Source organism: Micromonospora sp. DH13, assembly GCF_020873825.1.
In the GTDB taxonomy this organism is placed as follows: Bacteria; Actinomycetota; Actinomycetes; order Mycobacteriales; family Micromonosporaceae; genus Micromonospora; species Micromonospora haikouensis.
In genome coordinates, this window is record NZ_JAHWGR010000042.1 from 1 (window position 1) to 20,124 (window position 20,124).

Consider the following 20,124-nt stretch of genomic DNA (forward strand, 5'->3'; position numbering starts at 1 on the left):
CTGCTGGTGCTGCGGGTCGGCGACGGCGACCCGCCCCGACGCCCCGGCCGGCAGCCGCACCGGGAGGTGCGCCGGTGGGTGGGCGGGCGGGCCGGTGGCGGGGACGCCCCGGGTCCGGCTGAGCTCACCGATCTGGGCCAGGCAGCGCAGCCGGCTGCCGATGAAGTGGGTGTCGGCCCAGCCGGCCGGCGTGGGGTGGGCGTGTGGCCACAACGCGTACCGCCCGGCCCGGTTGACGACGACGCGGAGGAACTGTGCTGCCATGGCCGGCCTCCCGTTCCGTCGGTGGACCGGTCCGCCATATCCGGCACGGACCGGCTCCGGTGGATTGAGTGGGAAATGATACGTCGCGTCGGTTGCCTCCCGGTTACCCGCGCCCGCCGGCCGTCGCGCCATCCGGCGTCGGGCCCGCCGTCGGGACGCCCGTAACCGGGGTCTAACCCGGCCTGCCTAACGTCCGCCGGAGACCGACAACCAGCGACGGGGGCGGGGCCGTGCCGATCCGGGCGCGACGCCCGCCGACCCGAGACCGAGATCCGTCGACCACCTGAAGGAGGCGGCCGTGCCCGACACCGCTGCTTGGGAGCGACATCTGCAGGACGTCCCGCGGGCGGTCAACCTGCCCGCCGACCGGACCGCCGCCGCGCGCGACGCGGCGCCCGTCGTCCGGGAGGTGCCGGGCGGGCCGTACCCGGCCGCCGACCTCCTCGCCGGCGTCGGCGCGCTGCTGCACCGCTACGGCGGCGAGCCGCGCCTGCTCGTCGGCCGGTCCGTGGCCGCGACCGGGCGGCTGCTCGCCGTCCGGCTCACCGTCGAGGGCGGACAGACCGTCGCCGGGCTGCGCGCCGCCGCCGCCGAGGCCGTCCGGGCGGCCGTCGACCTCGGCGGGGTCACGCCGGCCGAGCTGGCGCGGCTACGCGGCGTGGACCCGGCCGGCGGGCAGCGGCCCTGCCACGCGGTGGTGGTCGACGGGCCGCCGGAGGCCGCCGACCCGGCCGCCGCCGAGCTGACCGTCACCAGCGCCGACGGGCGCACGTGCCTCGTCGCGGACCCGCGCTTCGCCCCCGGCACCGTCGCGCGCATCGCCGCGCACCTCGGCCGGCTGCTCACCGCCCTCGCCGGTGACCCGGACGCCCGCGTCGCCGAGCTGCCCCTGCTCGGCCCCGACGAGCGGTCGGCCATCCTCTACGAGTGGAACGACACCGCCCGGCAGTTCCCGCCGGAGCAGTTCCCCGAGCTGGTCGCCCACGTCGCCCGCGAGGCCCCCGACCGTCCCGCCGTCGTGGCCGGCGACCGCACCCTCGGCTACGGCGACCTCGACGCCGACGCCAACCGGCTCGCGCAGCACCTGGCGGGCCTCGGCGTCGGCCGGGGCGACCGGGTCGGCGTCTGCCTGGAACGCTCCCCGGAGAGCATCCTCGCCCAGCTCGCCGCGTTCCGGCTGGCCGCCACGGCGGTGCTGCTGGACCCCGAGTACCCGCAGGAGCGGCTGGAGTTCATGGTCGACGACTCGCGGGCCGCGGCCGTGCTGACCCGCGCCGGCCTGCGCGCCCGCCTCGGCGCGGTGGCCTGCCCCGTCGTGGAGGTCGAGGGCGACGAGTGGCGGGCCGCCCCTGCCGTCGACCCCGGCTGCCCGGTCGCCGACGAGGAGGTCTGCCACATCGCCTACACCTCCGGGTCCACGGGCAAGCCGAAGGCGGTGCTGCTGCGCCACGGCCCGCTGCGCAACACCGTGCACGTCCTGCGCGAGCAGTGCGGCCTCGCGCCGGGGCAGCGCGGCACCTGGCTCTGCTCGCCCGGCTTCGGCCTGGTGCAGGTGGACTGCTTCCCGATCCTGGCCGTCGGCGGCACCGTGCACATCCCGGAGCCGGCCGTCGCCGCGTCCCCGGAGCAGCTGCGCGACTGGCTGGTCGAGCAGCGCATCGAGCAGTCGCTGGTGCTCACCGCGATGGCCGAGCGGCTGTGGCGGCTGGACTGGCCCGCCGGCACCGCGCTGCGCTGGATGCGCATCGCCGGCGAGCGGGTGCGCTCCTGGCCCGACCCGCAGCTGCCGTTCCGGGTGCTCAACGTCTACGGCTCCGCCGAGGCCACCGTGGTCGGCACCTGCGACCTGTCCACCCTGGCCGCCGAGGCGCCCGACGGCCGCCCCGACCGGATGCCGCCGGTGGGCCGCCCGGTGGCCAACGTCCGGGCGTACGTGCTGGACGCGAACCGCCAGCCGGTGCCCCCCGGGGTGCTCGGCGAGCTGTACGTCTCCGGCGAGAGCCTGTCGCGCGGCTACCTCAACCGGCCGGAGGTCAACGGCGCCAAGTTCCTGCCCAACGAGCTGCCCGGCGACCCGTACCCCGTGCTGTACCGCAGCGGCGACGTCGCCCGGTACTGGCCCGACGGCACCGTGGAGATCGTCGGCCGCACCGACAACGAGGTGAAGATCCGCGGCTACCGGGTGCACCTCGGCGAGATCGAGAGCGTCCTGGCCGAGCAGCCGGGGGTGCGCCAGTGCGCGGTGCTGGCCCGCGAGGACACCCCGGGGGAGCGGCGGCTCGTCGCGTACGTCGAGCCGGACCGCGCCCGGCCGCCGGAGCTGACGGCGGTCCGGGCCGCCCTGCGGCGGCGGCTGCCGAGCTACATGGTGCCGGCGGCGTACGTCGTCGACGACCTGCCCACCACGGCCAACGGCAAGATCGACCGGGCGGTGCTGCCGCCCCCGCCGCGCACCCGCCCCGAGTTGGACACGCCGTACCGGGCGCCGGAGAACCCGGCGCAGGAGCGGGTGGCCCGGATCTGGGCCGAGGTGCTCGACCTCGACGACATCGGCGTCGACGACGACTTCTTCGAGCTGGGCGGCGACTCGCTGCGGGCGATGCGGCTGCTGGCCCGGCTGCGCGACGAGGCGCGGCTGCGGCTGAAGATGTCCGAGCTGTTCCGCGCGCCCACCGTGGCCGCCCTCGCCGAGCGGGCCGGCACTCCCCGGCGGGCCCCCGGGGTCGTGACGCACGACGCGGCGGGCCGCCACGCGCCGTTCGGCCTCGGCGCGGCCCAGGCCGGCCTGGCCGGCGCACCCGGCGTGCGGTACGTCGAGTGGCAGCGCGACTGGCTCGACGTGGACCGGTTCGTCGCCGCGTGGCAGCGGCTGGTCACGCAGCAGGACGCCCTGCGGCTGGTTTTCGCCGCCGACGGCACCCAGCGGGTCGTCGAGCGCGCGCCCGCCCCGCCGCCGGTGCGCGACCTGACCGACGCCGTCGACGCCGCCGACCGGCTCGACCAGGTCCGCGCCGAGCTGCTGGCCACGCCGTTCGACCTGGCCGAGGGGCCACCGTACCGGCTGCGGTTGACGCTGCTGCCCGACGACGTCGTCGCCGTGCACCTGGCCGTGCACCCGGCGGTCGCCGACGACCGCAGCCTCGACGAGGTGCTGCCCCGGCTGCTCGCCGCCGGCTACGAGGAGCCGGACGGGCCCGCGCCCGCGCTGACCGTCCGGGACCTGCTGCGCGCCGAACCCGCGCCGCCGGCGGAGTCCGCCGCGCCGGCGGGGCCCGTCGCCGCCGATCCGGTCCGGTTGCAGCGCGCCGTCGGCGACGGCTGGTCCGCGCTGGCCGCCGCCGCCCGGCGGGCCGGCACCGGCCCCGAGGAGCTGCTCGGCGCGCTCGCCGTCGACGCGTACGCCGAGGCGACCGGGGCCCCGGCGGCCCTGGCTCCGGCCCCGGCCGGCGCGCCGGCGGCGGCCCGGGACGTCGTGGGCCCGCTGACCGGCGGCCCGACCGACGGGGGGCCCGCCGTCGCCGTGCGCGTGCTGCGCGCCGACGACGACGGCGAGGACTGGCTGCCGGTACGCCGGGCGAACCTGCTGCCCGGCGTCGCGGCCGACCTGACCGCGCGGGTGACCGGCCCCCGGCTGGAGCTGGACTGGACCTGCCCGGGCGGCGAGGCGGCCCGGGCGACGCTCGACCGCGTCGACGCCGCCCTGCGCGCCCGGCTCGCCGACCCGGCCGTCGACCCGACCGCCCCCGCCACCGTCGCGGTGGGCGGCTGACCTCCACCGGTGGCGGCGGCGTCGGTCGCCGCCACCGGCTCAGGGCCCGCGCCGGCCGGCGCGGACCCCCGTCGAAGATTCAGCGAGGTGAACCATGACCGTGATCATCGTGCTCCGGGAGACGGCCACCGAAAGCGAACTGTCCCAGGTGCTCAACCTGGCCGACCGGGTCGGCTCCGACGTGCGCCGGCACAGCCCCCACCTGCTCTCCCTCACCGGCGACCTGGCGACGGTGGACCAGGCGGTCGCGCACCTGCCCCAGGTCCGGCACGTCGCCGGAGTGCCGGGGCAGTACCCGTGCGCGTCCGCCCAGGCCCGCATCGGGCTGCCCAGCAGCGTGCGGCTCGGCGACGCCACGGTCGGCCCGGGCGGGTTCACCGTCATCGCCGGCCCCTGCTCCGTGGAGAGCCGCGACCAGCTGCTGGAGGTGGCGCACGCCGTACGCGACTGCGGCGCGCACGCCCTGCGCGGCGGCGCGTTCAAGCCGCGCAGCTCCCCGTACGCCTTCCAGGGGCTGGGCCGGCGTGGCCTGGCCCTGCTGGCGGAGGCCCGCCGCGCCACCGGCCTGCCGGTCGTCTCCGAGGTCCTCGACGTCCGCGACCTCGACGCGATGCTGCCGGCGGTGGACATGCTCCAGGTGGGGGCCCGCAACATGCAGAACTACGCGCTGCTGCGGGAGCTGGGCCGGCTGCGGGTGCCGGTGTTGCTCAAGCGCGGCCTGGCCGCCACGATCGACGAGACGCTGATGGCCGCCGAGTACATCCTCGACGGCGGCAACCCCGACGTCGTCCTCTGCGAGCGCGGCATCCGCACCTTCGAGACGGGCTACCGCTTCACCCTCGACATCGCCGCCGTGCCGGTGTTCAAGGAGCGCAGCCACCTGCCGGTGATCATCGACCCGAGCCACGCCGCCGGGGAGACCAGCCGGGTGCTGCCGCTGGCCCTGGCCGCGGCGGCCTGCGGCGCGGACGGGATCATCGTGGAGACCCACTGCGACCCCGCCGCGGCGCTCTGCGACGGCAAGCAGGCCCTGCCCACGCACCGCCTGCCGGAGCTCGTCGACGGGGTGCTCCAGGTGGCGCGCGCCGCCGGGCGGCTCACCGCCGACCGGCGGGCCGGCGAGGAGCGCGAACTGGTGCTGGCGGGGGCGCCGGCCGGGCCGGTGGCGGCGGCCCGGGTCGTCCGGCGCTGACCGTCGGGCCTGAGCTGACCGGCCGGCCCCGGCCCGGTGCCACCCGGGGCGGCCCGGTCGGTCAGCTGGTCTCCTCGGTGGAGAGCAGCCGCGCGGCCACGGCCTTGCGGATGGCGTCCACCCGGGACACCGCGTCGAGCTTGGCGTAGATGTTGGTCAGGTGCCGCTTCACGGTGCCCTCGGTGATCCCGAGCCGGTGGGCGATCTGCCCGTTGCTGTACGCCTGCGCGACCAGCCGCAGCACGTCCAGCTCCCGCTGCGACAGCAGCGGCGGCGTGCCCTCCTGGTGGCTCTCCAACTGGCCGATCGTCTCCCGGGACACCGACAGCAGCACGTTGTCCCGCCCCCGGCCGACGGAGTGCACGGCGGCGATCAGCTCCTCGCCGGCGATGTTCTTCACCAGGTAGGCGTACGCGCCCCGGGCCAGCAGGTCCTGCACGATGGCCGCGCTCTCGTGCATGGTGAGCACGATGACCCGGGTGTGCGGGAACTCCCGGCGCACCCGGTCGATGACGACCGGCGTGCCGGGGCCGGGCATCTCGACGTCGAGCAGCAGCACGTCCGGGTGCAGGTGGGCCACGAGCGCGAGGGCCTCGTCGGAGGTGGCCGCCTCGCCCACCACGGCGCAGCCCGGGTCGGTCTCCAGCAGTTCGCGCAGGCCGTCGCGGAACAGCATGTGGTCGTCGGCGACGACCACCCGGGTCTGCCCGGTGCCGTGGGTCATCGCGACTCCCCGGACAACGGCACGCAGATGGCGACCGTGGTGCCCCCGGCGGGGCCGGGGCAGATGGACACCGCCCCGCCGACCAGCTCGACGCGTTCCCGCATGGACAGCAGGCCGCCGCCGGAGAGGTCCTGGGGGCTCGGCGTGAAGCCGCGGCCGTGGTCGCGGACGGTCGCGGTGAGCGCCGTGCCGCACACCTCGACCGAGACGTCCAGCCGGTCGCTGCCGGAGTGCAGCAGGGCGTTGCGGACCGCCTCGCGCAGCACGAGGTAGATCTCCTCGGCGATGGCCTGCGGGACGGTGCGGGTGTCGCCGGTGACGGTGCAGGTGATCGCGACGCTCGACGGGACGCTCGCCTTCAGGTAGCCGCGCAGCGCGTCCTCCAGCCCGGCCGGCCCCACCGAGTGCCGCAGCTCCTCGGACAGGGCCCGGGTCAGCGACAGCGCGTCCCGCATGGCGCGCCCGGCCTGGTCGAGCTTGCCCTCGGCCCGGTCCGACCGGCGTTTCTGGTAGATGCGGTGCAGGTCGAGGTGTTGCAGCCCCACGCCGATGGCGTGCGCCACCCGGTCGTGCAGCTCCCGGCCGATCCGGCGGCGCTCGGCCAGGTGCGAGGTGAACACCCGCTCCAGCAGGAAACCCACGTAGGACAGGGCGCCCGTCTCGATCCGGGCCATGATCGTGCGGTGCAGCGTGGCGGCGATGGTGGCGGTGACCGCGCCGTCGTCGGCGTCCCCGCGGGCGTACTCGCGGATCAGCGGGGGCAGGGCGGCCTCGAAGAGCAGGGTCGCGGCGCGCAGCGACTGGACGGGGTGGATGCCGCGCTGGGCGCGGTCGCGGCCGACACTGAGCGTGAACGGGGTCGCCACCGGCGTCATCTCGGCGGTGCCGCTGGCCCCGTACCGGTCGACGTCGTCGATGACCGCGTTGGCCTGGCACAGCGCCTGCCGGCGCGCCTCCGGGTCGGCGAAGATCGCGTTGCCGGTGGCCCGTAGTCGCTGCTCGTAGGCGTCGAGGATCTCGGCCCGGACCGCGGGTGGCAGGCCGCGTCCGGTCGTGCCCGCATCTGTCCTCGTGTCCCCCACCGCACCTCTCAGCCCAGCGCCGGCTCATGGTCCGAGTTGACCCCCGCACACTAGTGTCCCTGAGTGCCGACACAGGTCGCAACCGGACCGAGTAGCGCCAGGTGGGCCAGGTACTGGGTGGCCATGAAGACCCGGTACGGGCGGCGTCGACGCGCCGGCGTGCCGTCCCCGGCCGTCCCGCAGGTCAACCCGGTCAGCACCAGCGCCCCGGCCACGGTGAGCCAGGACGCGACCCGGACGGCCGGCCACGCGTCGTGGGCCGCGAGCAGGAAGGCGAGCGCGACGGTGAGCGCGACGGCCGCCACGGACCGGCGGGCCCACGGCACGCCCCGCGTGACGGGCAGGGTGCGTCGCCCGGCGAGCCGGTCGCCGGGCACGTCGGAGAGGTCCTTGGCGAGGGCCCCGACGGCCATCCACAGGGCCATCGCGACGCAGAAGACCCACAGGTGCGGCACCGGCCGGGCCCCGGCGCTGTCCGCCCCGGCCAGGTAGGTGAGCAGGCCGGCGATCACCACCGCGCCGGCGGTGCCGGCGACCCGGCGCTTCAACGGCGCCCGGCCCATCGAATACCACCAGCCGAGCGCGAGCTGCCCCGCGCCGAGCAGCACCAGCGTCGAGCCGACGGTCGCGGCCACCAGCAGGCCGGCCGCCGCCAGCCCGTGCGCGGTCCGCAGGGCGACGTCCCGGTCGAGCCGGCCCCGGGCGATCGGGCGGCGGGAGCCGTTGGCCCGGTCCTCGGTGACGTCGGCGACGCCGTTGAGCAGGTAGACGCTCCAGGTCAGCAGCAGCCAGGCCAGCGCGCCCCGGCCGAGGGCGCCGTCGAGGTCCGCCCCGGACAACGCGCCGGCCGCCGCGCCCGCGGCGAACCGGAGCAGGAAGATCACCTGCACCACCGGCCGGGCCTCCACGAAGGACAGGCCGAGGGCCCGCCACCACCGGCCCGACGGTCGGGTCGCCGTCAGCGTGCTCATGGTCATCGTCACCAGCTCCCCTCGGTCGTCGTCGGACCGATCGTCCGGTGTGGACGACGGCGCGGTCGTCTGTCGCAGGTCACAGCGCCCGGGTGCGGTAGGTCGTAGCCCGACTGTCACCTTGGTCGTAGGGGGAGTACCCAGTTGCGAACGGTTCCCTTGTGGACTCGGGAGGTCGTTTTAGCGTCGGAGGTGTCGATGAAGGTTTCCGTCACCGCCTGAGAAGGGACACCCATGCTGCCGAACCCTCCCGCCGCCGTCACCGTTCGTTTCCTCGGTGACTTCGCGGTCACCGTCGACGGCGTGCCCGTCGAGCGCTGGCGCGCCGGCAAGGCGCGCAACCTCTTCCAGTTCCTCGTGCTCAACCGGGGTCACGTGGTGCCCCGGGAGCGGCTCTACGAGGTGCTCTGGCCCGACAGCGACACGGACCGGTCGACCTCGCTGAAGGTGGCCGCCCACGCGCTGCGGCAGATCCTCGGCAGCTGCCCCGGCGGCACCGGGGTCGAGATCGTCTACCAGGACGTCGGATACCTGCTGCGGTGCGCCGAGATCTGCGTCGACGCCGAGGAGTTCGAGGCGGCCGTCGACGCCGCGCGGGAGGCCGAGCGGACCGGCGACACCGGCGGGGCCCTGGCCGCCCACCACCGGGCGATCAGCCTCTACCAGGGCGACTTCCTCAACGGCGAGACCGCCGACTGGGTCGACGAACAGCGCCAGTGGACCCGGGCCATGGTGCTGCGGTCGCTGCACCACCTGCGCGCCGACGCCATGCTCCGCGACGATCCCCGCGCGGTCGTCACCTGGTGCCGGCGCATCCTGTCGGTCGACCCGTACCAGGAGGAGGCGTACCAGAACCTGCTGGTGGTGCACGGCATGCTCGGCGAGCTGGGTCAGGTCCGCAGCTGGTACGACCTGTGCGTGCAGCGGCTGCGCGACGGCCTCGACGTCGGCCCGACCGGGCGTACCCGGCAGATCCGCGATCTCGCCCTCACCGGGCGGCTGCGCGGGCGGCGGGCCTCGGCCCCCCGTCCGGCGTCGCCCCGCCGCCCCGCCGCGCGGGGCCTGCAGCCGCTGTCGCTGACCGCGTAACCACCGGCTAACGCCCACGGTCCATCGTCGGCGCACCGGCGCGTCGCGTGCCGGGGGAGATCCGGACGTCCCCGAGGAGAGCGAAGATGAGCGAGCAGACCATGACGACCGGGGCCGGCGCCCGGCAGCGGGTGCTGGTCACCGAGGAGCTGGCCGGGGAGGCGCTGCGCCTGCTGGCCGACGAGTTCGACGTACGTCGGGTCGACGGCGCCGACCGGGCGGCGCTGCTGGCGGCCCTGCCCGACGCCGACGCCGTCGTCATCCGCAGCGCCACCCGCATCGACGCCGAGGCCCTCGACGCGGCGGTACGCCTGCGGGTGGTGGCCCGCGCCGGCGTCGGCGTGGACAACGTCGACGTGCCGGCGGCGACCGCCCGGGGCGTGCTGGTGGTCAACGCGCCCACCTCGAACGTCGTGTCCGCCGCCGAGCAGGCCGTCGCCCTGCTGCTCGCCGTGGCCCGGCACACCGCCACCGCCAGCGCCGCGCTCAAGCAGGGGCGCTGGCAGCGGTCCCGGTTCACGGGCGTGGAGATCGCCGGGAAGACCGTGGGCGTCATCGGCCTGGGCCGCGTCGGTGTGCTCTTCGCCCAGCGGATGGCCGCGTTCGGCACCCGGGTCGTCGCCTACGACCCGTACGCCACCTGCGAGCGGGCCGCCCGGGTCGGCGTCGCCCTCGTCGGCCTCGACCAGCTCCTGGCCACCAGCGACTTCATCTCCCTGCACCTGCCGCGCACCCCGCAGACCGTCGGGCTGATCGGCCGGGCGGAGCTGGCGCGGGTCAAGCCGGGGGTACGGATCGTCAACTGCGCCCGGGGCGGCCTGGTCGACGAGGAGGCGCTGGCCGAGGCGATCGCCGCCGGCCGGGTGGCCGGGGCGGGCGTCGACGTGTTCGCCACCGAGCCCTGCGTGGCCTCGCCGCTGTTCGCCCTCGACGAGGTGGTGGTCACCCCGCACCTGGGCGCGTCCACCGCCGAAGCCCAGGTCAAGGCGGGCGTCGCCGCCGCCGAGAGCGTCCGGGCGGCCTTGCGCGGCGACGACGTCCCCGACGCGGTCAACCGGCCGGGCCCGCGCCGCGCCGCCGTGCCGGCCTGAGCGGGCGGCCCGACCCGTCCCGCGCCCACCGACACCGGCGGTCAGCCCGGCTCCGGCGGTGGCGGCAGCACCGCCAGGGCGAGCGTCAGGTCCAGCACGGTCTGCGGGTCGAGCAGCCGGTCGCCGTACAGCTCCCGCACCTGCGCCATCCGGTAGCGCACCGTCTGCGGGTGCACGAACAGGGCCGCCGCCACGTCGTCGCGGCGGCCCTGGTGCAGCAGCCAGGCCCGCAGCGTCTCGGCGAGCCGGTGGGCGGTGGCCGGCGGCAGCGCGGCGAAGGGCTCCAGCACCTGCGCCCGCAGGTCGGCCAGGGCCTCCGGGTCCACGCTGAGCAGCAGCCGCGCCAGGTGCCGCTCGGTGTCCAGGGGCGCGTCGGCGTCGTCGCGGGGCAGCCCGAGCAGCAGCGCGCGGGCGGCCCGCTCGTACGACCCGGCCACCCGGTGCCACGGCCGGGCCGGTCCCAGCACCGCCCGGTGACCGCGGAGCACCCGGGCCAGCTGCCGCCGTCGGCCGCCGTGGACGTCGGGCACCAGCAGCACGGCCAGCTCCTCGGCCGGCTCCGGCCCCGGCACGTCCTCCCCGCTCTCCAGCGTGTGCGGGCTGAGCGCGGTCAGCACCGTGCGCAGGCCGCTGCGGGGCAGCAGCACGACGGTCAGCGTCTGCGGCGGGGGCCAGTCCGCCCGGGCGGCGCTGCGGCGCAGCACGTCCTCGGCCTCGCCGGCCAGCAGCTGCTGGGTGAGCCGCTCCAGGTAGCGCTGCCGCGCCCGGCCCACGCTGGCCAGCTCGTCGGCGTGCCCCGCCACGCTGGCGGCGGACAGTTCGTCGATGTAGGCGAACATCAGCTCGGCGAACTCGGCGACGGTCGTCGCCGCGAGCCCGGCGCGCACGGTGGTGGTGGAGACCTCCCGCCAGGCCACCCGCGCCCCCACCCGGTACGCCGCCAGCAGCGCGTCCATGCTGCGGCCGGAGCGGGCCTCGCCGCTGCCCAGGGCGTACGCCGCCTCCAGCGCGGGGGCCAGCGGGGTGCTCGGGTCGGCCGCCGCCTGGGGGCGCCCGACGAGCTGGAGGAAGGTGCCCAACGCGATGCGTACCGCGTTTTCGATCTTGGCCCGCATCTGCCCGGTGAGGGTGCCCGAGTAGGCCGGCACCTCGGCCGTGATCGCGGTGACCGTGCGCTCGGCGACCGCCGGCAGCACCGCGAGCAGGCGGGCGGCCGTCGGCGCGTCCAACGCGAGGTGGGCCGCGCGGCGACCGGTCCCCGACTCTTCCGACATCTTGTTCTCCCGGAACAAAACCGTGCGGGCCTTTCATCTTTCTTGGCCAAGATGTTATGCGATCGTGTCCGCCACCCTGGTCCTATGACCACCACCGTCCCGCGCCCGTCCGGCCGCCGCACCGTCCGGGACAGGCTGTTCCGGCTCGCCGAGACGGTCACCACGCCGCTGCTGCCCGACGACTACCTCGACCTGGTCGCCCCGCTGCGCTCCGGCGCCGCCCTGCGCGGGCGGATCCTCGACGTCCGGCCCGAGACCCGGAACGCGGCGACGGTGACCATCCGGCCCGGCCGGGGCTGGCAGGGGCACACCCCCGGGCAGTACGTCCGCCTCGGCGTGGACGTCGACGGGGTCCGCCAGTGGCGGGCCTACTCGCTGACCTCCGCCCCCGGCCGCCGCGACGGGCTGATCTCGGTCACCGTGAAGGCGATCCCGGACGGCCGGGTCAGCAACCACCTGGTCCGCCGGGTCCGGCCCGGCACCCTGGTCCAGCTCGACCAGGCCCAGGGCGACTTCGTCGCGCCCGCGACCGCGCCGCGGAAGGTCCTCTTCCTCACCGCCGGCAGCGGCATCACCCCCGTCATGGGGATGCTGCGCGCCGGCGTGCCCGCCGCGGCGGACGTCGTGCTGGTGCACTCCGCGCCCACCCCCGACGACGTGATCTTCGCCGCCGAGCTGCGCGGCCTCGCCGACCGGGGCGCGATCCGTCTCGTCGAGCGGCACACCGACACCGACGGCGTGCTCGGCGTGGCCGAGCTGGCCGACCTGGTGCCCGACCACCTCGACCGGCAGACCTGGGCGTGCGGCCCGGTCGGCCTGCTCGACGCGGTCGAGGCCCACTGGGCCGCCCACGGGGCGGCCGACCGGCTGCACACCGAGCGGTTCCGGCCCACGGTGATCTCCCCGGGCACGGGTGGCGACGTCACCTTCACCCGCGCCGGGGTCACCGTCGCCGCCGACGGCGGCACCCCCCTGCTGGACGCGGGGGAGGAGGCGGGGGTGCTCATGCCGTCCGGGTGCCGGATGGGCATCTGCTTCGGCTGTGTGGTGCCGCTGCGCCAGGGCGCGGTCCGGGACCTGCGCAACGGGGAGATCACCACCGCCGTCCCCGGCGACGGCGTGCTCATCCAGACCTGCGTGTCGGCGGCGGCCGGTACCTGCGACATCGACCTCTGACAGGAGAACCGGACGTGACCGCCATCCAGAAGAAGGCCCACAACCCGATCGCCCACCTCACCGCCACCGACATCGAGGAGCTGGGCCGGGAGCTCGACGCCATCCGCGACCGGGTGCTCGCCAGCCGCGGCGAGGCCGACGCCGCCTACATCCGCAAGGTCATCTCGACCCAGCGCCGGCTGGAGCTGGGCAGCCGGGCGGTGCTGCTGTTCTCGCTGTTCCCGCCGGCCTGGGTGGTCGGCACCCTCGGCCTCGCCGTGGCCAAGATCCTGGAGAACATGGAGATCGGCCACAACGTCCTGCACGGCCAGTACGACTTCATGCGCGACCCGAAGATCCACTCGACGACCTGGGAGTGGGACCACGTCTCCCCGGCCGAGCAGTGGAAGCACTCGCACAACCAGCTGCACCACACGTACACCAACGTGCTCGGCAAGGACAACGACCTCGGGTACGGCATCATGCGCGTCGACGAGGACCAGCCGTGGCACCCGGTCCACCTCGGCCAGCCGCTGTGGAACCTGATCAACGCCTGCTTCTTCGAGTACGGCATCGCCGCGTACGACCTGGAGCTGGGCCGCAACCTGCGCAAGGGTCGGCACAAGGCCCCCGAGTTCCGGGCCCGGGCCCGCGCGGTCGGTCGCAAGATCCGCCGCCAGTTCCTCAAGGACTACGTCATCCACCCGCTGCTGTCGGGGCCGTCGTTCCTCAGCACCCTCGCGGCCACCTTCACCGCCAACCTGATCCGCAACCTGTGGAGCCACTCGGTGATCATGTGCGGGCACTTCCCGGAGGGGGTGGAGACCTTCGAGAAGACCTCCATCGAGGGGGAGACCCGGGGCGAGTGGTACCTGCGGCAGATGCTCGGCTCGGCCAACATCAGCGGCAGCCGGCTGCTGCACATCATGACCGGCAACCTGTCGTTCCAGATCGAGCACCACCTCTTCCCCGACCTGCCGAGCTGCCGCTATCAGGAGGTGGCCCCCGAGGTGCGGGCGCTGTTCGCCAGGTACGGGCTGACGTACACCACCGGGGCGTTGCCGAAGCAGGTCGCCTCCGCCTGGTGGAAGGTCATCCGGCTCTCCCTGCCCAACCGCGCCGCCGAGACCCCCGCCCCGCCGCCCGCCGGGGCGCTCCCGCACGGCCCGCAGGAGAGGAAGGACGCCCTCGCGACCGCCTCGGTGTGACGGGCCGGTGGCCGCGGGCGCGGCTGGTGCCGCGCCCCGCGGCCGGCGGCGGTGCCTAGCCGACGGGTTCCCGCAGCCGGCGGTAGTGCTTCCACAGCTCGACGTACGGGATCTGCCGGCCGGTCGCGCGGGCGCGGGCCCACTCGCCGGCCCAGTGCATCAGCAGGCTCGGCGTGCGCGACCCGACCAACCGGCCGTCCCGCACGGACAGCGACGGGTCGCCGGCCCAGCGTTCGAGGGGGATGCGCCACGACCCGGTGGCCGCCGCGACGGTCAGCAGGCTGCCGTACCCGCCCCCCGCCGTCACGATGAGATAGTTCAGCAGCGGCTGCTCGTAGCAGGACAGCTCCATGTGCTCGGCGAGCGCCAGAGCGGCGGGGAGCCGCGCCTCGACCGATGCCGGCGTCAGGGCCGGCTTGCGGGAGACCACGAACCCGGTGTTGGCGGAGTATGAGACCTGCCGCCGGCTCAGGGCCCCGGCGGCGTACACCGAGTCCTTCCACACCCACCTGCGGAGGTCGGGCAGGTCCGAGTGGGAGGTGAGGAAGTCGAAGCGGTCCAGGAGCCGGAAGGTGAAGCCGATGTCGCTGAGGACCACCGTGTCGGTGTCGATGTAGACGAACTCGTCGAAGGGGCCGTCCCAGATCGCCAGCTTGCGGTACTGCCCGACGGTATGGCCGTGGAACCTGCGACTGATGTCGTCACACCAGTCCAGCCTTGCCTGGTCGCGCCAGACCGAGAAGTCGTACTCGCCAGCGAGCGCGGCGATGTCCCCGACGTCGTCACCGAACGGCACGAGGCACAGCGGGATCGACGGGTTGTGGGCGCGGAAGCTGTTCAGGAACGCGATCGCGAGATCCAGGATGGCGTCGTTGGCGACGAAGTACGCGCCCCGGTTGGACACGAAGCTGCTCCTTCACGGGGCGCGACGGTTGCGCATCGTGAGGATGATAGATCACCCTGTCACTGCCGGACAAGTGATCACGGTGGATGTCCGGCGGTCGCCGCCGGCAGGGCTCAGCGCCGCGCCGAGTGTCGGTGCTGTACCGCCTGCCGGCCCTTGACGAACGCGAACACGATGACCGCGACCAGCGCGATCACCCCGATGATCACCAGCCAGCGGACCGCCTCGAGCAGCAGCCCCAGCAGGATGAGCGCGCCGGCGACGACGCCGACGACCCAGAGCATGGCGCGCATGTCCACCTCCCGTTGACCGGACGGTCCCGCCGACCGGGGCGTCCGCCGGACACGCCTTTCCCGGTTCGGCCGCCGCCATGCCCGCGGCCGCCATGCCCGTGGGCCGGGCCGAGTTCGTCGGCCCGGCGTGGCTGGCCGGTGTCGGCGGCTAGCGGCGGGCGACGTAGACGGTGTTGGCCGACTCCCGGCCCTGCAACGGGTTGGGGAAGCGGACGACGTGGGCCAGGGAGGTCGGGAACACCCCGGTGAGCACCCGCTGGAAGTCCGGGTCGGGCGGGTCGTTGGACCAGAGCGCGAACACCCCGTCCGGGTGCAGCAGGCCGGCGAGGCGGCGCAGGCCCTCGTCGGTGTAGAACGGGGCGTGGCTCGGGTGCAGCACGTGCCGGGGCGAGTGGTCCACGTCGAGCAGGATCGCGTCGAACCGGCGGCCGGGGGAGTCCGGGTCGAAGCCCGCCCCGTCGGCCACGGCCGCGAAGAAGTCCGCCTGGACGAACCGGGTGCGCGGGTCGTCGGCGAGGCCCGCCGCGAACGGCAGCAGGCCCTGCCGGTGCCAGCCGATGACGTCCTCGATCGCCTCCACCACCAGCAGCGAGGCCACCCGGGGGTCCTCCAGGGCGGTGCGGGCCGTGTAGCCGAGGCCGAGTCCGCCGACCACGACGTCGAGCGCCGTGCCGTGCAGCGGGGCCAGCCCGAGCCGGGCCAGCTCGATCTCCGCGACGGGGAAGAGGCTGGACATCAGGAACTCGTCGTCGAGCTTGACCTCGTAGACCTCGCGGTCCAGTGCGGGGTCGTGCCGACGGCGGAGGCTGATCTCGCCGATCGGGGTCTCCCGCCAGGCCAGTTCCTCGAATCGCACGCCCACGCGGGTCCTCACTTCGGCCGGGTCCGAGCGGATCTTACCGCCCGCGCGGGCCCGGCCGCCGCAACAACCGCCATCCGGTACGGGCGCGCCGCGCCCGCGTCCGGCCGCCGGGGACCGGTCAGGACCCGGCGCGCAGCCGGGCGTCGAGCGCGTCGAGGTCGGGCAGGAACCACACGTGGTCGGCCCGGTTGGACTCGTGCACCAGGGCGCGCAGCGCCGGGCTGGCCGCCAGGTGCCCGGAGATGTCGCCGACGACGGCCAGGCGCAGCCGGTAATTGACGAACTTCTGCATCACGTCGCCGGCGAACCGGGTGCCGAGTGAGAAGAACCCCTCGGCCAGCCGGTCCACGGGCACGGCCACCACCTGCGCGCCGAGGAAGGCCGCGCCGATCAGGTCCAGCGCGTCCTGCTCGGTGGCCACCACGGGGCCGTCGGCGTCGCACACCAGCACCGGCACCCCGGCCAGCTCCCGCATCTCGTCAGGCATCGTCCGCCTCCCCGTCCTCGCGGCCGAGCAGGCCGCCGTCGGCGTCGAGCACGGCATCGATCATGCGCAGCAGGTCGGCCGTGGCGGCGGTGCCGCCCAGGATCACGATCTTCATCCGGTTCCGCTCCTCGTCGTGGACGGTCTGCACCCGCAGCGGGTGCGCGAGGTCGTACCCGTTGTTCGCCCCGGCCAGGACAAACGTGCCGAGCCGGTCGGCCGTGGCCCGGTCGACGCCGTCGACCTGCACGATGCTCGACACCTCCACCGAGGTGCTCCGCGCCGGCGGCGTCGGCGGGTGGCCGGTGAGCGCGTCGAGGTCGGCGCGGGCGATCCGGTACTGCTTGCCGATCCGGGTGGCCCGGAGCCGGCCGGCACGGATGTAACCGCGCACCGTGCGCACGTGCAGGCCGAGGAGGTCGGCCACCTGCTCGACCGAGTACATTTCTTCCCTCATCGCTCCCTACCGTACCCCGAAAGGGTGTTGATAGGGAATGTTGGGTCGCGGCCGGGGGCGGTTTCGCTCACAGGGCTGTCACGCGACGGCAACCTCTGCCGCCGTCGGGCCCCTAGCCTTGATCCATGTCGACGCGGATCGTCTTCGAGACCCATTCGTGGAGTGAGGACAACGACCGGGGAGTGGCGACCGGCTGGCTGCCGGGGCGGCTGTCCGCGCGCGGCCGGGCGCTGGCCGCCGAGCTCGGTGACCGCAGGCGCCACGACGGCATCGCGGCCGTCTTCACCTCGGACCTGCGCCGGGCGGTGGAGACCGCCGAGGTGGCCTTCGGCGGCACCGGCATCCCGGTCCTGTACGACTGGCGGCTGCGCGAGTGCGACTACGGCGACCGCAACGGCACCTCCGCGGTGGAGCTGCACCAGGGCCGGGCCCGCCACCTCGACTCGCCCTATCCGGGTGGCGAGAGCTGGCGGCAGGCCGTGCTGCGGGCCGGGCGCTTCCTCGACGACGTCCCGCTGCGCTGGCACGGGCGTCGGATCCTGGTGATCGGGCACGTCGCCACCCGGTGGGCGCTGGACCACCTGCTCGACGGCGTCCCGCTGGAGGAGCTGATCACCGTCGACTTCGCCTGGCGCGAGGGCTGGGAGTATGACACCGACGCCCGCCACCCCGCCCGCGCCTGAGCCCGCGCCCGCGGGTGACCCGCCGGGCGCGGGGGCTCAGGAGAGTGCCAGGAAGAGCTTCTCCAGCTCCTCCTCGGTCATCTCCGGGTCCTCGCCCCGGTCGCGGGCGGCGTTGCAGTGCCGCATCCCGGACGCGATCAGCTTGTAGCCGGCCCGGTCGAGGGCCTTGGAGACCGCGGCGAGCTGGGTCAGCGTGGCGCGGCAGTCCTCTCCCGACTCGATCATGTCGATCACGGCGTTGAGCTGACCCCGGGCCCGCTTCAGGCGGGTCAGGGCGTCGGCGGTCATCTCCGGTCGCAGCTTCACCTCGCGTCACCTCCGGGGAGAAGGGTACCCCGGGGGGTACGCCGTGGCCACCGCTTCGCGTCACACCCTACGACCCCGCGCCTGCCCGCCCTCGTGGCGGAGGGTCTCCGGGGGATCGACGCAGCGTCTATCCTGTGCCCCGATCGACCGGTCGGAGGAAACCGCATGCCGTCGCGGCAGGACCAGCTTCACTCGTACCAGTTCACCGTGCAGCGGGCGGTCGCCGCCCTGGTGATGCGGGAGACGGACCCCGCACGGTCGCCGTTTCGGCGGCTGGCCGGGGCCGGGCTGGCCAGTGTCCTGGTCGCCGCGATCGCCCTCGGCGGCTTCGCCCTCTACGGGCTGTTCGCCGGCGGCGGCACCAAGTGGCGCGACACCGGCGCGGTGATCGTGGAGAAGGAGTCCGGCGCCCGGTTCGTCTACCGCGAGCAGAAGCTGCACCCGGTGCTCAACTACGCCTCCGCCCTGCTGATCATCGGCGCCGAGCGGGCGAAGACCGTGCTGGTCTCCCGCCGCTCGATCGAGGGCGTGCCGCGCGGGCTGCCGCTGGGCATCCCCGACGCCCCCGACTCGCTGCCCGACCGGGCCCGGCTGTCCACCGCCGGATGGACGGTCTGCTCGGCCGCCGGGGCCGAGCGCGCCGCCGCCGGGGCGGAACCCGCCGCACCCCGGTCGGTCGTGCTGATCGGCACGGCGGCCACCGGCGGCCGGGCCCTGGGCGACGACGCGATCCTGCTGCAACACCCGGACGGCGGGCTGCACCTGGTCTGGCACGCCCGCCGCTACCTGCTGCGCGACACCGGGCGGGTGCTCGCCGCGCTCGCCGCCACCCGGCAGCGGGCGGTGCCGGCCGCGCCCGCCCTGATCAACAGCATCCCGGCCGGGGCCGACCTCGCCCCGCTCGACCTGCCCGGCCTCGGCCAACCGTCGCCCCGGGTGACCGGCGCGACGGTCGGCGACGTCTTCCTCGTCCGCAACTCCGGCGGCGGCCGCCAGTACGCCGTCGCCCTCACCGGCGGCCTGGCCGGCGTCACCGAGTTGCAGGCCACCCTGCTGCTGGCCCGCACCGGCCAGGGGGAACCGGAGGCGATGACCCTCGGCCGGTTCGCCGCCCTGCCCAAGCTGCCGGACCTGGTGCCGACCGGGCCGGCCGCCCCGCCGCCGACCCCGCCCCGGCTCGCCGCGGCGGACCCGGGGGCGCTCTGCGTCCGCGTCGGCGACGACGCGGACGCGGGCGACGTCCGGCTGGGCGCGACCCTGCCCGACCTGTCGGACACCCCGCAGGGGACGGGCGGGACGGCGGTCGCCGACCACGTCGTGGTCGAACCCGGGCACGGCGCCGTGGTGGAATCGGTCGCCGCACCGGGTGCCACCGGCGGCGCGCTGAGCGTGGTCACCGATCTCGGCCGCCGGTACGTGCTGGCCGACCCCACCGTGCTCGGCATGCTCGGCTACCGCGACGTGCGCCCCGTCCGGCTGCCCGCCGGCCTGGTGGGTCTCGTGCCGGCCGGCAGCCCGCTCGACCCGGCGGCGGCCCGCTCGGCCGGCGAGTAAGGAAGGGCCCCCTGTTAACGCCTACGGTAGAGAAGGGTTCCCCTCTCACCCCGCTCCGGCGGCGGGCGCCGGCCGGCGGCGGGCGTGGGGAGGCCGGTCAGGCGGGGCGGCGCAGCACGGTGACCGCGAAGTCGGCGTCGTCGCGCCACGGCCGCAGGTCCCAGGTGGCGAAGCGGTGCTCCAGGCGGAGGCCGGCGGCGACCGCGTCGGCGTCGAAGTCGGCCAGCCGGTAGCCCCGGTCGGTGCCGAAGCCGACGACCACCACCCCGTCGGGGCGCACGTGCGCGGCGACCCGCCCGAGCACCCGCTGCTCGGTGCCGGGCGCGACGAACGCCATCACGTTGCCGGCAAGCACGGCGGCGTCGAACGGCTCGGGCTCCCCGGCCGCCGCGAGGTCCAGCTCGGCCAGGTCGCCGACCAGCCAGCGGGGGCCGGGGTGGTCGACGCCGGCCGCCTCGACCAGCACCGGGTCGGCGTCGACGCCCACCACCGTGTGGCCCCGGTCGTGCAGCGCCGCGCCCACCCGGCCGGTGCCGCAGCCGGCGTCGAGGACACGGGCGCGCGGCGGCACCATCGCGTCCAGCAGCCGGGCCTCGCCGGCCAGGTCCGCGCCCTCGGCCGCCAGCCGGCGGAACCGGTCGACATACCACTGCGAGTGTTCGGGGCCGGTGTCGGTCACCCATCGGGTCGGGTTCGCCATCGCCCCACGCTAGCCGAGCCGACCCGCCGGGCCCGCGGTCAGCCCCACCCCGCCCCGCCGGA

At 75.5% G+C, this 20,124-nt stretch carries 19 protein-coding genes and 1 pseudogene; 8 read left to right on the top strand and 12 right to left on the bottom strand.

The genetic code is table 11. The features are described from left to right. The coding region (locus LPA42_RS29015) for an MbtH family NRPS accessory protein (protein WP_228987002.1) at positions 1–264 on the bottom strand (264 nt) is incomplete at its 3' end. Between the two features lie 298 nt (positions 265–562). On the opposite strand from LPA42_RS29015, the gene LPA42_RS29020 reads away from it, so the two are divergent. Together LPA42_RS29020 and aroF are read left to right on the top strand one after the other, a co-directional pair. Beyond that, the gene (locus tag LPA42_RS29020; protein ID WP_077939826.1) at positions 563–4,033 is read left to right on the top strand and encodes a non-ribosomal peptide synthetase; all 3,471 of its coding nucleotides are present in this window, start codon (positions 563–565) and stop codon (positions 4,031–4,033) included. 94 nt (positions 4,034–4,127) lie between these two features. Next, positions 4,128–5,225 (top strand): 3-deoxy-7-phosphoheptulonate synthase, encoded by a 1,098-nt coding sequence (aroF, locus tag LPA42_RS29025; RefSeq protein WP_077939827.1) that lies wholly within the window; start codon positions 4,128–4,130, stop codon positions 5,223–5,225. Between the two features lie 61 nt (positions 5,226–5,286). Here the strand turns inward: aroF and LPA42_RS29030 are convergent, their stop codons facing one another. Genes LPA42_RS29030 through LPA42_RS29040 form a run of 3 tightly spaced genes read right to left on the bottom strand, consistent with a single transcriptional unit; the run spans position 5,287 to position 8,008 of the window. Continuing rightward, positions 5,287–5,949 (bottom strand): response regulator transcription factor, encoded by a 663-nt coding sequence (locus LPA42_RS29030; RefSeq protein WP_077939828.1) that lies wholly within the window; start codon positions 5,947–5,949, stop codon positions 5,287–5,289. Continuing rightward, positions 5,946–7,031: a sensor histidine kinase gene (locus LPA42_RS34610; RefSeq protein ID WP_077939829.1), complete on the bottom strand. Its 1,086-nt coding sequence runs from the start codon at positions 7,029–7,031 to the stop codon at positions 5,946–5,948. The genes LPA42_RS29030 and LPA42_RS34610 overlap by 4 nt, the downstream gene beginning before the upstream one ends. A gap of 50 nt (positions 7,032–7,081) precedes the next feature. Further along, positions 7,082–8,008 carry a UbiA family prenyltransferase gene (locus LPA42_RS29040; protein WP_198956746.1) on the bottom strand — a complete coding sequence of 309 codons (927 nt, stop codon included), beginning with the start codon at positions 8,006–8,008 and terminating at the stop codon, positions 7,082–7,084. Positions 8,009–8,236: 228 nt separating this feature from the next. On the opposite strand from LPA42_RS29040, the gene LPA42_RS29045 reads away from it, so the two are divergent. Together LPA42_RS29045 and LPA42_RS29050 are read left to right on the top strand one after the other, a co-directional pair. Then, complete coding sequence (locus LPA42_RS29045; protein WP_077939830.1) at positions 8,237–9,091, top strand: BTAD domain-containing putative transcriptional regulator; 855 nt, start codon at positions 8,237–8,239, stop codon at positions 9,089–9,091. A gap of 101 nt (positions 9,092–9,192) precedes the next feature. Continuing rightward, positions 9,193–10,146: pseudogene (locus LPA42_RS29050) on the top strand (hydroxyacid dehydrogenase); the annotation flags it as partial. A gap of 77 nt (positions 10,147–10,223) precedes the next feature. On the opposite strand, the gene LPA42_RS29055 reads toward LPA42_RS29050, so the two are convergent. Further along, positions 10,224–11,456, bottom strand: coding sequence for a CdaR family transcriptional regulator (locus tag LPA42_RS29055; RefSeq protein WP_077939867.1), 1,233 nt, complete (start codon positions 11,454–11,456; stop codon positions 10,224–10,226). Positions 11,457–11,540: 84 nt separating this feature from the next. On the opposite strand from LPA42_RS29055, the gene LPA42_RS29060 reads away from it, so the two are divergent. Then, positions 11,541–12,632, top strand: a complete 1,092-nt coding sequence (locus LPA42_RS29060; protein ID WP_077939831.1) for a ferredoxin reductase — start codon at positions 11,541–11,543, stop codon at positions 12,630–12,632. 14 nt (positions 12,633–12,646) lie between these two features. Further along, complete coding sequence (locus LPA42_RS29065; RefSeq protein ID WP_077939832.1) at positions 12,647–13,819, top strand: acyl-CoA desaturase; 1,173 nt, start codon at positions 12,647–12,649, stop codon at positions 13,817–13,819. A gap of 55 nt (positions 13,820–13,874) precedes the next feature. Here the strand turns inward: LPA42_RS29065 and LPA42_RS29070 are convergent, their stop codons facing one another. From LPA42_RS29070 to LPA42_RS29090, 5 genes are all read right to left on the bottom strand, one after another. After that, positions 13,875–14,723: a hypothetical protein gene (locus LPA42_RS29070; protein ID WP_077939833.1), complete on the bottom strand. Its 849-nt coding sequence runs from the start codon at positions 14,721–14,723 to the stop codon at positions 13,875–13,877. A 113-nt stretch (positions 14,724–14,836) separates the two neighbouring features. Then, on the bottom strand, positions 14,837–15,016 hold the full coding sequence (locus LPA42_RS29075) for a hypothetical protein (RefSeq protein ID WP_077939834.1): 180 nt from the start codon (positions 15,014–15,016) through the stop codon (positions 14,837–14,839). A gap of 148 nt (positions 15,017–15,164) precedes the next feature. Further along, positions 15,165–15,872 (bottom strand): spermidine synthase, encoded by a 708-nt coding sequence (locus tag LPA42_RS29080; protein ID WP_228987003.1) that lies wholly within the window; start codon positions 15,870–15,872, stop codon positions 15,165–15,167. Between the two features lie 124 nt (positions 15,873–15,996). Continuing rightward, positions 15,997–16,365, bottom strand: coding sequence for a DUF4180 domain-containing protein (locus tag LPA42_RS29085; RefSeq protein ID WP_077939836.1), 369 nt, complete (start codon positions 16,363–16,365; stop codon positions 15,997–15,999). Next, positions 16,358–16,819, bottom strand: coding sequence for a helix-turn-helix domain-containing protein (locus LPA42_RS29090; protein WP_228987004.1), 462 nt, complete (start codon positions 16,817–16,819; stop codon positions 16,358–16,360). Before LPA42_RS29090 ends, LPA42_RS29085 begins: the two co-directional genes overlap by 8 nt. A 125-nt stretch (positions 16,820–16,944) precedes the next feature. Here LPA42_RS29090 and LPA42_RS29095 point away from each other — a divergent pair, with 125 nt between their 5' ends. Next, positions 16,945–17,502, top strand: a complete 558-nt coding sequence (locus LPA42_RS29095; protein ID WP_077939838.1) for a histidine phosphatase family protein — start codon at positions 16,945–16,947, stop codon at positions 17,500–17,502. 36 nt (positions 17,503–17,538) lie between these two features. Here LPA42_RS29095 and LPA42_RS29100 read toward each other — a convergent pair whose 3' ends face one another. Continuing rightward, positions 17,539–17,808, bottom strand: a complete 270-nt coding sequence (locus tag LPA42_RS29100) for a metal-sensitive transcriptional regulator (RefSeq protein ID WP_043968569.1) — start codon at positions 17,806–17,808, stop codon at positions 17,539–17,541. 165 nt (positions 17,809–17,973) lie between these two features. Between LPA42_RS29100 and eccB the strand changes: the two genes are divergently transcribed. Further along, on the top strand, positions 17,974–19,362 hold the full coding sequence (gene eccB / locus LPA42_RS29105; protein ID WP_077939839.1) for a type VII secretion protein EccB: 1,389 nt from the start codon (positions 17,974–17,976) through the stop codon (positions 19,360–19,362). Between the two features lie 97 nt (positions 19,363–19,459). Here the strand turns inward: eccB and LPA42_RS29110 are convergent, their stop codons facing one another. After that, a complete protein-coding gene (locus LPA42_RS29110; RefSeq protein ID WP_077939840.1) occupies positions 19,460–20,062 on the bottom strand; it encodes a bifunctional 2-polyprenyl-6-hydroxyphenol methylase/3-demethylubiquinol 3-O-methyltransferase UbiG in 603 nt (200 codons plus the stop codon). Positions 20,063–20,124: the final 62 nt, after the last annotated feature.

What these genes read in the sequence shown, in the direction of transcription:
- LPA42_RS29085 (WP_077939836.1), bottom strand. Translation starts at nt 16,365, where the DNA reads ATGCCTGACGAGATGCGGGAGCTGGCCGGGGTGCCGGTGCTGGTGTGC.
- LPA42_RS29030 (WP_077939828.1), bottom strand. Translation starts at nt 5,949, where the DNA reads ATGACCCACGGCACCGGGCAGACCCGGGTGGTCGTCGCCGACGACCAC.
- LPA42_RS29040 (WP_198956746.1), bottom strand. Translation starts at nt 8,008, where the DNA reads ATGACCATGAGCACGCTGACGGCGACCCGACCGTCGGGCCGGTGGTGG.
- LPA42_RS29060 (WP_077939831.1), top strand. Translation starts at nt 11,541, where the DNA reads ATGACCACCACCGTCCCGCGCCCGTCCGGCCGCCGCACCGTCCGGGAC.
- LPA42_RS29045 (WP_077939830.1), top strand. Translation starts at nt 8,237, where the DNA reads ATGCTGCCGAACCCTCCCGCCGCCGTCACCGTTCGTTTCCTCGGTGAC.
- LPA42_RS29090 (WP_228987004.1), bottom strand. Translation starts at nt 16,819, where the DNA reads ATGAGGGAAGAAATGTACTCGGTCGAGCAGGTGGCCGACCTCCTCGGC.
- LPA42_RS29110 (WP_077939840.1), bottom strand. Translation starts at nt 20,062, where the DNA reads ATGGCGAACCCGACCCGATGGGTGACCGACACCGGCCCCGAACACTCG.
- LPA42_RS29095 (WP_077939838.1), top strand. Translation starts at nt 16,945, where the DNA reads ATGTCGACGCGGATCGTCTTCGAGACCCATTCGTGGAGTGAGGACAAC.
- aroF (WP_077939827.1), top strand. Translation starts at nt 4,128, where the DNA reads ATGACCGTGATCATCGTGCTCCGGGAGACGGCCACCGAAAGCGAACTG.
- eccB (WP_077939839.1), top strand. Translation starts at nt 17,974, where the DNA reads ATGCCGTCGCGGCAGGACCAGCTTCACTCGTACCAGTTCACCGTGCAG.
- LPA42_RS29055 (WP_077939867.1), bottom strand. Translation starts at nt 11,456, where the DNA reads ATGTCGGAAGAGTCGGGGACCGGTCGCCGCGCGGCCCACCTCGCGTTG.
- LPA42_RS29075 (WP_077939834.1), bottom strand. Translation starts at nt 15,016, where the DNA reads ATGCGCGCCATGCTCTGGGTCGTCGGCGTCGTCGCCGGCGCGCTCATC.